General features: G+C 70.6%; 7 protein-coding genes. 4 read left to right on the top strand and 3 right to left on the bottom strand.

What is annotated here, in order from left to right; all coding sequences use genetic code 11:
* Positions 1–3288: type I polyketide synthase (locus CCN51_RS41410; protein ID WP_143676058.1), on the bottom strand; the 3288-nt coding region annotated here is incomplete at its 3' end.
* Between the two features lie 357 nt (positions 3289–3645).
* On the opposite strand from CCN51_RS41410, the gene CCN51_RS41405 reads away from it, so the two are divergent.
* On the top strand, positions 3646–5475 hold the full coding sequence (locus CCN51_RS41405) for an FAD-binding dehydrogenase (protein ID WP_014172918.1): 1830 nt from the start codon (positions 3646–3648) through the stop codon (positions 5473–5475).
* A gap of 16 nt (positions 5476–5491) precedes the next feature.
* Here CCN51_RS41405 and CCN51_RS41400 read toward each other — a convergent pair whose 3' ends face one another.
* Together CCN51_RS41400 and CCN51_RS41395 are read right to left on the bottom strand one after the other, a co-directional pair.
* Positions 5492–7708, bottom strand: coding sequence for a protein kinase domain-containing protein (locus CCN51_RS41400; protein ID WP_014172917.1), 2217 nt, complete (start codon positions 7706–7708; stop codon positions 5492–5494).
* Positions 7709–7858: 150 nt separating this feature from the next.
* The gene (locus CCN51_RS41395) at positions 7859–8590 is read right to left on the bottom strand and encodes a dienelactone hydrolase family protein (RefSeq protein WP_014172916.1); all 732 of its coding nucleotides are present in this window, start codon (positions 8588–8590) and stop codon (positions 7859–7861) included.
* Between the two features lie 220 nt (positions 8591–8810).
* Between CCN51_RS41395 and CCN51_RS41390 the strand changes: the two genes are divergently transcribed.
* The 3 genes from CCN51_RS41390 to CCN51_RS41380 form a co-directional block, all read left to right on the top strand.
* On the top strand, positions 8811–9587 hold the full coding sequence (locus CCN51_RS41390) for an SDR family NAD(P)-dependent oxidoreductase (protein WP_014172915.1): 777 nt from the start codon (positions 8811–8813) through the stop codon (positions 9585–9587).
* A gap of 195 nt (positions 9588–9782) precedes the next feature.
* Complete coding sequence (locus CCN51_RS41385; RefSeq protein WP_014172914.1) at positions 9783–10835, top strand: ketoacyl-ACP synthase III family protein; 1053 nt, start codon at positions 9783–9785, stop codon at positions 10833–10835.
* 307 nt (positions 10836–11142) lie between these two features.
* Positions 11143–14717 (top strand): beta-ketoacyl synthase N-terminal-like domain-containing protein (locus CCN51_RS41380; protein WP_211303298.1); only part of this gene is annotated, 3575 nt, incomplete at its 3' end.

Below are 14717 nucleotides of genomic sequence, written 5' to 3'. Positions count from 1 at the left end.
GGGCTGAGCCGGGGGCGGGACCTCCGGGGGCGCGTCGACCGAGGGGAACGGACCGGGGTACGACGGCGCTTCGAGCGCATATCCGTTGGATGTGCCGGTGGGCGAATATCCGGTCGGCGTCGCGCCCGTGGGCAGGCGCAGCAGGTCGCTCAGCACCTCGCTGGCGCGTGCGTGGGCATCGCCGAGCGCCAGGCTGTGGTCCCGGATGGCGGTGATCCCGGAGAGGACCGCTTCGGGCGAGCCGCTGCCGACGCCCTCGTTCAGCAGGCTCACCAGCTGGTCGGCGGTCCGCAGCTGCCCGTCGAGATAGCGGGTGTGCATGGTCAGATGCTCGGCCGCGGCGCGCCCCAGCGGATCGTCGTGAGCGGCGGCCGCGGGCTGTGGTTCGGCGACGTGCTCCGGCTCCCGGCCGACGGCCCCGGCCACCCGGTACGGCGTGCCGAGGACCCGCTCGTATCCCTCCTGACGGGCGATCGTGGCGAACTGCGGGCCGTCGAGGACCCGGGCCACCGCGGAGGCGACGGGGCGCGGCGGCACCGGCTCGTCGTACCGGTCGATGCCGCTCAGCGGCAGTCCCAGAACCGTGAGTTGGACGGCCGCCTGCTTCAGGGCGAGCGCGCTGTCGCCGCCCGTGCCGATGTCCGTCCAGACGATGTCCACCCCCTGATCGCCGAGCGTCTGCTCGACGAAGTGGGAGAGCGTGCGCTTGGGCCCGAACTCCACGAAGACCCGGAAGCCGTCCGCGTACATCTCCCGCAGCCTGGCCTCGAAGTCGACGGTATTGACGATCTGCCGGGTCAGCACCTCACGGTTCGCCTCGGGGGCGTCGCCATAGCTCGCGCCCGGCGTGTTCGCGTACACCGGAACCCGCGGGGTACGGAGCGGGATGCCGGCGATCTCGCGGGCGAAGGAGGCGACGGCGTGCTGGACATGCGGGGTGTGGAAAGCCGCCTCGACGGACAGCCGCTGCGCGGGGATACGGCGCTCGCCGCAGGCCGCGGTGAACCGCTCGACGGTGGCCGTCGGGCCGCCGACCACCACCACCTCGGGCGCGTTCCGGTTGCACACCGTCAGCTCGGGAAACTCGCCGAGCAGGGCGTCCAGTTGGGCGGATGAGGTACGTACGCTCGCCATGGCGCCCGAGTCGTGCCCGGCTGCGTCGGCGGGCGGGGCCATCGTCCGGGCGCGGGCCGCCGTGGTGGCGAGGAAACCGGCGTCGTCGAGGCAGTCCGCGGCCCACAGGGCGGTCAGCTCGCCGAAACTGTGGCCGAGCATGCCGTCCGGGGCGAAGCCGAGTTCGGAGAGATAGCGGAACTGCCCCATCGACAGCGCCCCGATGGCGGGCTGGGCGTAGGCGGTGCGGCGCAGCCGCTCGGAGGCGCGCCGCAGGTCCTTCCCGTCCCGCCCGGGCACCGGGAAGACGACGTCGGACAGCAGCTCACGGGGCTGATTCCGGTCCGCGTACGGGGCGTTGGCCGCGTCGAAGGCGGCGCGCACCGGGGGTATGGAGAGCAGCGCCTCGCGGCCCATGTTGACGTACTGGCTGCCCTGACCGGCGAACAGCGCCGCCGCCTTGCCGCCCCCGGGGAGCGCGGCGGCGCGGTACCAGATGCCGTCCGCGTGGGTCCAGTGAGCAAGGCCCGAGTGTGCGTCGAACTGTGCGATGGCCTTGGCGAGCAGATCAGGGTAGGCGTCGTCGGTGGCGACGAAGCCCAAACGGGCGTGGCCGGCGGGTATCTCGTCGGGGGTGGCGGGGTGTTCGCCGCGTTCGAGCAGTGCGCGCAGCGCCTCCGGGGTCGGGGCATGACAGAGGTGGGCTCGCGGGGTGGTGTGGAGGGTGCGCGTCGCGTCGGTCGCATGGGTCGCGTCGTTCGGGGGGCGGTGTTCCTCCAGTACGGCGTGCACATTGACCCCGCCGAAGCCGAACGCGGACACTCCCGCCCGGCGCACCGAGCGCCGCGGGTCGCGGATCCACGGGCGGGTGGTGGTGTTGACGTACAGCGCCGCGTCCTCCTGCCGGGCCGTGGCGCTGGGGGTGCGGACGTTGATGGTGGCGGGCAGCACCTTGTGGTGGAGGGCGAGGGCAGCCTTGATCAGCCCGGCCGCGCCGGCCGCCGCCTTGGTGTGCCCGATCTGGGACTTCACGCTGCCGACCGCCGCGTACCGCCGGTCCTCGGGCGTTGCCATCAGCGTGTTGAGCGCGCCGAGTTCCACATCGTCACCGGTGGTGGTGCCGGTGCCGTGGGCCTCGATCAGCCCGACCGAGGACGGCGGGCAGTCGGCGTCCTCGTAGGCCCGGCGCAACGCGGTGAGCTGGCCGTCTCCGCAGGGCGCGAAGATGCTCTGGGACCGGCCGTCGCTCGAGGTGCCGAGGCCGCGGATGACGGCGTAGACCCGGTCGCCGTCGCGCTCGGCATCGGCCAGCCGCTTGAGGGCCAGCATCCCGATGCCTTCCCCGACGAGGGTGCCGTCGGCGTCCTCGTCGAAGGGGCGGATCTCGCCGCTCGGCGACAGCGCCGGGGTCTTGCTGAAGCACATGAAGGAGAAGATGGTGTTGTCCGCGTCGGCCCCGCCGGTGATCATGAGGTCGGCGCGGTGCCCTACCAGCTCGCTGACGGCCATCCGCAGCGCGGCGAGGGAGCTGGCGCAGGCGGCGTCCACGGTGCCGTTGAACGCGCCGAGGTTGAGGCGGTTCGCGATCCGGCCGGAGACGACATTGCCCAGGAAACCGGGGAAGGAGTTCTCCGTCCACGACGGGAAGGCCGCCGTGTAGCGGCGCGCGATCTCCTCGGCGTCCCGCTCGCTCAGTCCACAGCTGAGGACCGCCGCCTTGAGCGCGGGCGTCTGGAGCCGCGCCGCCAGCGGCATCATGCTCGAACTGCCTCCGCACACCCCGAGCACCACCCCGGTCCGCGCCGGGTTGTACCAAGTGGAGGTGTCACACCCGGCGTCCCGCAGTACGTCTTGGGCCACATGGAGGCTGAGCAGCTGGATCAGCCCGGTGGCGTCCAGTGTGTTGGGGGGAATGCCGAACTCGCGGGGGTCGAAGCGGAACGGGGGCAGGAAGCCGCCGCGCCGGCAGTAGGTCTTGTCCTCGGCGAAGGGGTCCGGGTCGAAGTAGTCGTCGACACTGAAGCGGGATGCCGGGACATCCTCGATGCAGTCGGTGCCGGCCACGATGTTGTTCCAGAACTCCCGTACGTTCGTCGCCTGGGGGAAGAGTCCCGCCAGTCCCACGATCGCGATCGGGTTTCGGGCCAGCCGGTTGTCGACGGCGTCAGCCAGCATATGGGGCTCTCCTGAGGGAGATCGGGAAAGGTCCGGGGATGGCCGTGAGGAAGATCAACTGCCCCCGGGAGTCTATGAGATGACAACTCCCGTTCCGCATCTCTTGTTGATCACGTTTCGGTTGCTCCCGAACCGCAAGGAGCGCGATCGCTTCGAGGGATGCCTGGTGGGACGGCCCGGCCGGGGCGGCCACGCCACACCGAAAGTTCACCCGTACGAGGGAGGCGGCGGAACCGAAACGCAGCACTCTGGCGGCTGGACACCCTCTGGGCTACCGTCGGTAACACCTTGCCGCCTCGGTAGTCCAGCTCGTCTCTGCCGCACCTTCAGCCCCCCCCTTTTTCCCGGAAGGCAGCCATGGACAACCACAGAGAAAGCTCCGAAGCGCGTCACGGGCACGGCTCCGAGTTCCCGGCCGGCGTCAGCCGCCGCCACGCCCTGACGGTGGCGGGCGGAGTGCTCGCCGGTGCCGCGCTCGCCCAGATGGCGGTCCCGGCCTTCGCCGCCCCCGCGGCGTCGGCGGACGCGGACGCGATCGTGGTGGGCCACGGGCTGGCCGGGCTGGTCGCCACGGCCGAACTGGCCGCGGCGGGGCGCAAGGTGCTGCTCCTGGACCAGGAGCCGGAGAGCAATCTGGGCGGGCAGGCGTTCTGGTCCTTCGGCGGTCTGTTCTTCGTGGACTCCGAGGAGCAGCGGCTCATGGGCATCAAGGACTCCCGCGAACTGGCCTGGCAGGACTGGCTGGGCACGGCCGGCTTCGACCGCGGGATCGACGACCCGGCCGGCCAGGACCACTGGGCGTACAAGTGGGCCGAGGCGTATGTGGACTTCGCCGCCGGAGAGAAGCGGTCCTGGCTGTACGGCCTGGGTGTGCGCTGGTTCCCGATCGTCGGCTGGGCCGAGCGCGGCGGCGGGCTCGCGGACGGCCACGGCAACTCGGTGCCCCGCTTCCATGTCACCTGGGGCACCGGACCGGCCGTCGTCGAGCCGTTCGAGAAGAAGGTGCGGGACGCGGTGGCGGCCGGCAAGGTGACCTTCAAGTTCCGGCACCGCGTCGACGGCATCGTGACGACCGGCGGGGCGGTCACCGGCGTACGCGGCGCCATCCTGGAACCGAGCGACGCCGCACGCGGCAAGCCCACCTCCCGTACCGTGGTCGGCGACTTCGAACTCCGCGCCCCTGTCGTGATCGTCACCTCAGGTGGCATCGGCGCCAACCATGACCTCGTACGGCAGAACTGGCCGGCCCGCCTCGGCACCCCGCCGAAGTTCATGGTCACCGGCGTGCCCGCGCATGTGGACGGCCGCATGCTCGCGATCACCGAGAAGGCGGGCGGGCGGATCGTCAACCCGGACCGTATGTGGCACTACACCGAGGGCCTGAGGAACTACGACCCGATCTGGCCCGGCCATGGCATCCGTATCCTGCCCGGCCCCTCGTCCATGTGGTTCGACGCCACCGGCAAACGCTTCAACACGCCCGACATCCCCGGCTACGACACCCTGCACACCCTCAAGTCGATCACCGACTCCGGCTATGACTACTCCTGGTTCGTCACCACCCAGAAGATCATCGCCAAGGAGTTCGCGCTCTCCGGCTCCGAGCAGAACCCGGACCTCACCGAGAAGAACATCTGGAAGCTGCTGTCGCGGATCTGGCAGACGCCGGAGCCGATCGAGAAGTTCAAGGAGAAGGGGGCCGACTTCGTCGTCGCCACCACGCTGCCCGAACTCGTCGCGGGCATGAACAAACTCACCGGCGACAACCTCATCGACCTCGCCGACCTCAAACGGCAGATCGACGCCCGAGACCGGGAGATCGACAACCCGTACACCAAGGACGTCCAGGTCATGGGCATCCGCAACGCCCTCAGCTACCCCGGGGACTCGCTCAGCCGCACCGCCTCGGCGCACAAGATCCTGGATTCCGGCGCCGGCCCTCTCATCGCCGTGCGCCTCAACATCCTCACCCGCAAAACCCTCGGCGGCCTGCAGACCGACCTCTCCGGCCGCGTCCTGGACAGCACCGGAAACCCCATACCCGGTCTGTACGCGGCCGGAGAAGTCGCGGGATTCGGCGGCGGCGGCGTCCACGGCTACCGCTCCCTGGAGGGCACCTTCCTGGGTGGCTGTCTGTTCTCCGGCCGCCAGACGGGCCGCGCGGCCGCGGCCGCCACCGCGTCCTGAGGCCACCGCGGCTGCTTCAGTCGTACGCCTTCAGGCACAGCTGCGTCGCGCCGTCGTCCACCTCCGTGGACCAGTACGTGTTGGAGTCGTACTGTCCCTGGCGGCAGACCTCGGCGCCGGCGCCCGTCGCCCGGTAGACGTTCGTGACGACCAGGATCTCGTTGTACGGGACGGGAACCTTCCGGTCCGTGCAGTTCGGGGACGACAGCATGGCGATGCTGCTGATGGTGTTGCCCTCGTGCTTGGCGAGCAGACAGTCACCCTGGCGGTACTGGCCGGTGAGGCAGAGCTCGCTCCGCTCGCCGCTGCTGGTGGAGTAGTACGACCAGGTGGCCTTGCCCACACCGGATGGGCAGTCGCCGCTGGTGCCGGTGACCTTCACACGCGTCCCGTAGCCGCAGGACGTCGTGTTCGGCTCCTCCTCGCTCCAGTCGTACTTGGTGGTGCCGCCGTAGCCGGTGTCGACGACATCCAGGCAGTCCCCGTAGGAGACGGCCTTGAACGCCTCTTCGGTGGGGTCGGGCTCGGGCTCGGGGGAGGTGGTCTCGGGTTCGGGCTCGGTCTCGGTGTCGTCGAGGCCGCCGCTCGACGAACTGGAGGAGCTGGAGGAGCTGTAGCCGTCGGTGCCGCTGTCGCTGTCGTCGTCGGAACCGCCGTCGGTGCCGCTGGTGGTGCCGCTGCTGCTGGAGAGGGTGACGCCCGAGGAGGGGCTGCTCTTCGGGGTGTCGTCGTCCTTCTTGTCCCAGGGATGCCAGACCAGGGCGCCGATGATGAGCGCGACCAGGAGCAGGCCACCCCAGCTCTCCGAGGAACCTGAACTCTTGGCAGGCTGCTTGGCCGCTGCGGGCTTGGGCGGAGCCTTGGGCGTCCATGTCGTGCTGGTGCTCTTGTTCTGGGCGGCGGTCTCGGTCTTCTCGCGCGCTATTCGCTCGCGTTCCTTGCGCTGGCTCTCCTTGCGCTCGCGTTCTTTCCGCTCGCGTTCCTTGCGTTCCTTCTCCTTCCGCTCCCGTTCCTTCCTCTCCTGCTCCTTGCGCTCCCGCTCCCTGCGTTCCGCCTCTTCCTTGCGCGCCTGTTCCCTGCGCCTGCGCTCCTCCTCTTCCTGGCGCGCGAGCTCCCGCGCCTCCGCCTCCGCCTGCTCCTCGGCCTGCGCCTGCACCAAGGCGTCCCGCTGCTTGCGCAGGGCCTCCAACTGCTCACGCATCTCGCTGATCGCCTCGTCCGCGCGCTCCGGAGGGCCCTCGGGCCTCACCTGAGTCGGCGCTTCGGCCGCGGCGAAGTCCACCGCTCCGTCGCGCAGTTGGCGGCCCTGCTCCGCGTACTCCTCGATCAGCGCGGTCCACGCCTGCGGCAGCCTTGGCTCGGCCGACACTTGGTCGATGTCGGCAAGGACGTCCCGTAGCACGTCGGACGGGGTGGGACGGCTCTCGGGGTCGACCCGCAGCAAGGGGAGGATCAGCGGTTCCAGCTCCGGCGGCAGCCCGTCCGTGTCGAGCTCGCCGCGCTGGACGAGGGCGAGGATGCCGAAGGAGTGGTCGGTCTGCTCGTACGGCGCACGGCCGACCGAGAGGAAGAAGAGCGTGGCGCCCAGGGAGTACATATCGGACGCGGCGGTGGACTTCTTGCCGCACGCCTGCTCCGGCGATGTGAACGCGAAGGTGCCGATGGTCGTCGTCGAGCTGGTGTGGTCGTGGGCGTGCGAGATACCGAAGTCGATGAGGCGGGGGCCGTCGTGGGGCAGCAGAATGTTCAGGGGTTTGATGTCGCGGTGGACGACCCCCCGACCGTGCAGCTCGACCAGCGCCCGCGCGGCCGCGGCCGCGACCCAGCGCACCGCGTCGGCGGGCAGCGTACCGGCGTTGACGACGAGTTCGCCCAGACTGGGCGCCGGTATGAACTCGATGGCGAGCCACGGGCGCTCCGCCTTGGCGTTGGCGTCGAGCACTGTGGCGGTGTACGCGCTGTCGACCCGCCCCGCCAGCTCCACCTCGCGGGCGAACCGCTCCCGGTCCGGCTTGCTCACGAATCCCTCGGCGAGGAGCGTCTTGACCGCGACGAGTCCGTGGTCCACCACGGTTCCGGTGGGTCCGGCGGGGCCGGCGGCGGTCCCGGGGGCCGCCTGTCGGGCGAGATAGATACGGCCCATGCCGCCGGTGGCGATCCGCCGCAGCAGCCGGTAGGGGCCGAGCTGCGGCGGATCGTTGGATTCGAGTGAATAGAGCTTCATTCCGGCCATACGGCGTCACTCCCCATGTGCGTCCCCCGTCCGTGCTGTTGCCCGGATGCGCCCCGTGCGCTCTGCGCGCTCGTGCGAATCTGTGATCAAGCCGTGCCAGGGTAACGGGAGTTACGGGAAACCGTGTTGCCGGAGTGAACGGTGTTGGTGTCAGATCAGGTGGCGGGAGAAGAACCGCAGCGTGCTGTCCCGTTCGAAGGCCGGGACTTCGCCGTGTTTGCCGGGGTTGGCGTGCAGCGTCTTCTCGGAAGAGGCCAAGGCGTCGAACAGCGCCAGGCTCTGCGCCCGCGGCACTCGTTCATCGTCCCACTGCACCAGGAACTCGACCGGGACGGTGATCCGCGCGGCGTCCTCGGCCGAGGCCAGGGCCCCACCCAGACCCAGCACCGCGGCACGCACCCGGGGTTCGGCGGCAACGAACGGAACGCCGAGCCCGCACCCGAGCGAGACGCCCCAGTAGCCCACGGGCCCGGTGCCGACGTGCTCCAGTTGCTGGACCGCGTCCAGGACGGCCCGCCACTCCGGGACGGTCTGGCGGGCTACGAGCGCCTGGAAGCGGGCGATCAGCGGAGCCAGCTCTTCCCCCGCCTCCACACGAGCCTGGTTGTCGGCCGCGATCCGGCTGTACTCCTCGTGCTGCGGCCGGTCGCCGTGGCTGGGCACATCGACCGCCACCGCCGCGAAACCGCACTCGGCCACCAAGCGGTGCGCGAGGGTCAGGATGTCGGGGGCCTTCTTGTGCTGACCGCCGCCGTGTCCCAGCAGGATCAGGGGACGGGTGCCGACGACACCCTCCGGGGTCCACAGCGCGCCGGGTATCTCGCCGAGGGTGAAGAGCTGTTCGGAGACACCGTCGGACGACGTCTCAGAGGTGAAGCGCATAGCGTTTCGGGCCTTTCGGGATGCCTTCTGCGGGCACTCCCTAGGCCATGCGGGGGAGGGAGGCCCGAACTGTCATAGCGTTGATCGGTCTCACCTCCTCGGTCAGCAGCGGCGCACGGCGGCCCCGAAGGTATCACGCGGCCTGATCCGGCCTCTTGGCACGCCGTAATAATTCATTTTTAATGCGATGAGTTGTCGGCGCCGCCCCGCAGGAGTCCTTGTGCATCCCACACCCGCCTCGTCCCCCGGCCGCCTCGCCGGCCGGTGCGCGCTGGTCACCGGTGCGGCCTCCGGTATCGGCGCCGCCACGGCCCATCGGCTGGCCGCCGAAGGAGCCCGCGTTCTCGTCGCCGACATCGATGAGAAGGGGGGCGCGGCGGTGGCCGCGGCCATCCGGGAGGCCGGCGGCAGTGCGCACTTCCAGCACTGCGATGTCTCGGACGAGGCGTCCTGGGCGCTGGCCGTACGGTCGGCGCGCGAGGCGTTCGGGCCCGTGCACGCGCTGGTGAGCAATGCCTACGCCGTCCATGTCGCGGCGGCCCATCGGACCAGCGCGGCCGAGTGGAACCAACAGCTTGCCGTGAGCCTCACCGGGTCGTTCCTCGGTGTGCGCGCCTGCCTGGACGATCTGATCTCGACGCGCGGCAGCGTGGTGCTCGTCTCCTCGGTGCACGCCCTGGTGGGGCTGCCCGGCCGGCCCGCGTACGCCGCGGCGAAGGCCGGGCTCACGGGGCTGGCGCGGCAGTTGGCGGTCGAGTACGGCGGCAGGATCCGGGTGAACAGCGTGCTGCCCGGACCGGTCCTGACCAAGGCGTGGGAGGGCATCGGCGAAGCGGACCGGCGGGCGTCGGCTCGGGAGACCGCCGTGGGGCGCCTCGGCCGGCCCGAGGAGGTCGCCGCGGTAGTGGCCTTTCTGGTCAGTGACGACGCCTCGTTCGTGACCGGCGCCTCGCTTGTGGTCGATGGCGGTTGGAGTGTGCTCAAGAACTCCTCGTGAGGCCCGGTCAAGTATGCCCTATGCGCATTTCCGGGGCTTTTTGGGCCGAGTCGGTCCGGATAAAAGACTTGGTCAAGCGGCAGGCGCTCAGGTCCGGGAAATGGTTTGGTGCTTTGCGGGTGTCCCAGGCGCTGCTGGGGTTTCGGGTGGGAATTTCGTAAAGGGACCGGTTCCCTCAAGAAGAGGAAACGCAACATGAGATGGAACGACGTCTATATCGATGCGTCAGGGGTCCGGCTGGGTCGGCTCGAGGACGTATGGCAGGCCGTGGCCGAGGGGCGTTACGACGCCGATGAGTGCAAGACCGACGACCTGGTGAGCGTCAGCGTCGTGGACGACCTCAGCCACGCCGACCTGGCAGTGGAGGCGGGACGGCGCGCCCTGAGCCGTAGCACGGCCGCCCACGACGACTTCATGCTCGTCGCACACGCCACCAGCTTCGGCTTCCAGGGCTTGGACCACTGGGCGCCCGCCGCGTACATCCAGTCGCGTACCGTCGGCGGCCGGGCCCCGGCGATCAACCTTCAGCAGGCGTCCAACGGGGGCCTTGGCACGCTCGACCTGGCGGCGGCCTATGTGGCGGCCGGCGGGCCGTCCAGCGCCGCGCTCATCACCACCAGCGACAAGTACCAGCTGCCGATGTACGACCGGTACCGCTCGGACAAGAGGGCGCCGCGGGGCGACGGGGCCACGGCGGTGGTGCTGAAGCGCGGCTCGGGTGTGGCCAAGCTGCTGTCGACCGCGGTGATCTGCGACACCACGCACGAGGGTGCGTACCGGGGGGCGAGCCCATGGGCGGCCGCCGCGGGCGAGCATGGGTGGCCGGTCAGCCTGCGGCAGCGCTTCAAGGAGTACCTGAGCAGCAGCGGCGTGGAGGTCGCGGACACGGCCAAGGCGGGCGCCGCCGGACAGCAGCTGGTCATGGAGTTGGCGATGGGCGAGGCGGGTGTCGGCCTCAAGGATGTCGCCCGGTTCGTATACCCGCACGCCGGGCGGGCGGTGATCGACTGGGACGAGGTCAAGAAGATCGCCGGCATCGACGTCGAACAGACCAACTGGGAGTTCGGCCGCAGGCTCGGCCATCTGGGAGCGGGCGACCAGTTCGCCGGGGTCAACCACCTGCTGGAGACCAAGGCCGTCAAACCAGGTGACATCGTCGTGCTGTCCAGCGTCGGCCACGGATACACCTTCGGCTGCGCCGTCCTGGAGATCGTGGCAGAGCCGGAGTGGCCGGAGGAGAGCGGCTGACGGGGACGTTGCCGTGCCATGCGCATCCGGTCGCGCACCCGCGCGGGCCCGGGTGCGCATGGCACGGTGAGGCGGTCATGAGGACGGCTGGTTGCTCCCATTTCTGTGTTTCTGGCGGAAAGTTAAGCAGCCGCCGCTGATATCACGTTCCGTTCGTCTGCTTGAATGGAACATCACTCTGCGCTCATTGCTCTGACTCGGTGCAGTGGGTAGCGTCAAGTTATGTGCACAGGCAGTCCTTGACCCGGATTGCTGTTGGTTTGCGGCTGTTTTGGGATCGATATCTACTTCACGGGGATGGATACCGATGGCGGATGGGTCGACGTTCTGTGAGTCTTTTACCGTAACCACTGAAAACCCTTTGCTGCGCGGTCATGTGGTCTACGGGCGCAACCTCCTGCCCGGCGTGGGCTATGTGGATCTGGTGCTGCAGGTCCTCGCCCGCCACGGTCATCCGATGCCGGACGTCGAACTGCGGAACCTCACCATCCTCGCCCCGCTCGTCGCCGCGCCGGGGGAGGGCGTCCTGATGGTCGTCGAGGGGCGTCCCGCGCCCAAGGGCGGCTGGCGGATCGAGGTCCGCAGCCGGAGCCGGCGGGATGCCGCGGATGCGGATGTCGTGCACGCGGTGGTGGCCGCACACCGGCGCACCCCGCAGACCTTCCCGGATCGGCTGACGCTGCCGCTCACCGGAGGGCATCGGACCGTCCAACTCGCGGATCTTTACGGCTGGTTACGCCAGAACGACCTCGTCCACTCGGGCCTGATGAAGATCGACGGCGCGGTGCACCACCGTCCCGAGGACTGGGTCGTCGAGCTGGAGCTCCCCTCGGCGTACCGGGACACGGCGGACGCCTTCCTCTTCCATCCGGCGCTCTTCGAGTCGGGGCTGCTCGGCGGCAGCATCGGCAGCCACATGCTGTATCAGGGCACCGAGGGCGAGGGGCTTTATCTGCCGCTGGTGTTCGAGTCGTTCCGCGCATCGGCCCCGCTGGGCCGCCGCTGCTTCGTCAGGGTCCCGGCCGCCTCGGTGCACCGGGACGATGAACTCATCCGGCTGGGCGTGGAGTTCTATGACGCGGCCGGGGCGAAGATCGCGGAGGTCGGGCGGCTCACGGCCAAGCGGGTACGGGCCGTGGCGGCGCTCGACGTATGGGGCGAGCCCGTCCGTGAGCCCGCTCCCCGGTCTGTCCCCGGGACCGTCCGCGAGCCCGCGTCCGTGGCCGCCGCCTCGGCTTCGGCCCCGGCCGGGCGGGTCGCGCTGACCACGTTATGTGAACTCGTCTCGGCGCGGCTGGAGGTTCCCCCGGAGCGTATCGATATCCACGGTGGCTTCTACGAGTTGGGCCTGGCGTCGGCGGACCTGCTGTCCCTGGTGCCCCGCCTGGAGGACCGGCTGTCCTTGACGCTCTCGCCCACCATCACCTTCGAGTACCGGTCGATCGCCGACCTGGCCGCCCGGCTCGAGGAGTTGGTCGTCGAGCAGGGTGGCGCGCCGACCGTGTCCGCGGTGGGGCATGACGCCGGGGAATCCACCCGCGGCGCGGTGGTCGAGGAGGTCTGCGCACTGCTGGCCGTGGACGCCGACGAGGTGGACCCCGACGACGAGTTCGCGGAGTTCGGCCTCGATATGACCGGTCTCGCGCAGCTTGCCACCCGGCTGAACGACCGCCTGGGGCTGGCGCTCACCTCCGCCGCCTTCCTCAGGCACCGGACCGTACGAGCCCTCGTGCACCACCTCGTCGCCCAGGGCTCCAGCCCCGCCCCCGAGGCGAACGGCGGGCGTGCGGAGCCGCGCCCGCATCCGATGCTGCACCACGCGGTACCGGACGGCGACGGCTTCGCGTACCGCACGCACTTCGACGGCGGCGAGCCGTTCCTGCGGGACCACCGGGTGCGTGGCGCCCGTATCCTCCCCGCGGTCGCGCAGTTGGAGATGGCGCGCGCGGCGGTCGAGCACGCCGCGGGCCACGCCCACGCCGGCCGCGTACGGCTGGACGACATCGTGTGGCAGCGCCCCGCCACCTGCGGCCCCGACGGGCTGGACCTCCAGGTGAGCGTACGTACCCTGCCGGGGCCCCGCTGGGAGTACACGATCCACAGCGTGGCCGGCGATGGCGAGCTCACCCTGTGCGGCAAGGGCCGGGCGAGCCTGCCGGACACCGTGGACCGCGCGCTGCCGGCCCTGGACGCGCTGCACGCCGCCTGCGCCGAGCGGTCGCTGCCCGCCGCCGAGCTGTACGACCTGTACGCCCGGGTGGGCATGGACTACGGCCCCGCCCAGCGGTCCCTGGTGCGCTTGGGCATGGGCAGCGACGCGGCGGGCCGCCCCCAGGTGCTGGCGGAACTGAGCCTGCCCGACGCGGCCGGGCCGGGCGACGGCCTGCGGCTGCACCCGAGCATCACCGACGGCGCCTTGCAGGCCGTCGCCGGATTGCGGATGGCCGCGGCGGGCCCCGACGGGCAGACGGAGGCCCGCGCCGCCCTGCCGTTCGCGCTACGGCATATGCAGGCGCTCGCAGCCACCCCGGCCCGGGCGTACGCCTGGATCCGGCACCGGCCGGGGAACGACGCCGCGTCGGCGGAGCTGGACATCACCGTGTTCGACGAACACGGCCGGGTGTGCGCGGACCTGACCGGGCTGGCCACCCGCGCCCTGGCGGACGCCCCCCAGCCGGCTCCCCAGACCGCTCCTCAGACCGCTCCTCAGACCGCTCCTCGGGACGCGCACCCGGCGCACATGGACCACTCGGCGACCGATATCGCCGTCGTCGGCCTCAGCGGCCGCTACCCCATGTCGCCCGACCTGGACGTGTTCTGGCGCAACCTCCGCTCCGGTCGCGACTGCATCCGCGAGGTGCCGGCCGAGCGCTGGGACCACCGCCGGTACGCCGACGTCGGCGGCTCCTCGTCGGGCCGATGGGGTGGCTTCCTGGACGAGATCGACCGCTTCGATCCGCTGTTCTTCCAGATATCCATGAACGAGGCCGAACTCCTCGACCCCCAGGAGCGGCTGTTCCTCCAGTGCGCCCACCACGCGCTCGAGGACGCCGGATACACCGGCGAACTGCTGGCCCGGGCCGCCGCCGAGCCGGGCGGCGCCGCCGCGGCCGTCGCGCCGCCCAGCAGGGTCGGCGTCTTCGTCGGCCTGATGTACCAGGAGTACCAGCTCTACGGCGCGCAGGCGCAGGAGCGCGGCCAGGCCATCGCCCTGTCGGGCAGCGCGTCCTCGGTCGCCAACCGGGTGTCGTACGTCTACGACTTCAACGGGCCCAGCGTCGCCCTGGACACCATGTGCTCGTCCTCGCTGACCGCCATCCACCTGGCCTGCGAGGCCATCAAGAGCGGGCAGTGCGAGACGGCGCTCGCCGGGGGTGTGAACATCCACTCGCACCCCAACAAGTTTCTGCTGCTCAGCCAGCGCCGGTTTCTCTCCAGCGACGGCCGCTGCCGCAGCTTCGGCGAGGGCGGCGACGGCTATGTGCCCGGCGAGGGCGTCGGCGCGGTCGTCCTCAAGCCCCTGCAGCGGGCCGTCGCCGACGGCGACCACATCTACGGCGTGATCAAGGGGACGGCGCTCAACCATGGCGGCCGGACCTCGGGCTACTCGGTGCCCTCCCCGACCGCGCAGGGCGAGGTCATCGCCGAGGCGCTGACCGCCGCGGGCGTCGACCCGCGCATGCTCAGCTATGTGGAGGCGCACGGCACCGGGACGGCCCTCGGCGATCCGCTCGAAGTGGCGGGCCTGGCCAAGGCGTTCGCAGCCCAGGGCGCACTGCCGGAGCACTGCGCGATCGGCTCGGTCAAGTCGAACATCGGCCACTGCGAGGGCGCGGCCGGTATCGCGGGGGTCACCAAGGTGCTGCTGCAGATGCGCCACGG

It is taken from the genome of Streptomyces milbemycinicus (assembly GCF_002154605.1).
Classification (GTDB): Bacteria; Actinomycetota; Actinomycetes; order Streptomycetales; family Streptomycetaceae; genus Streptomyces; species Streptomyces milbemycinicus.
The sequence above is the reverse complement of the archived record's forward strand: the minus strand, read 5'-3'. Positions and strand labels throughout refer to the sequence as shown.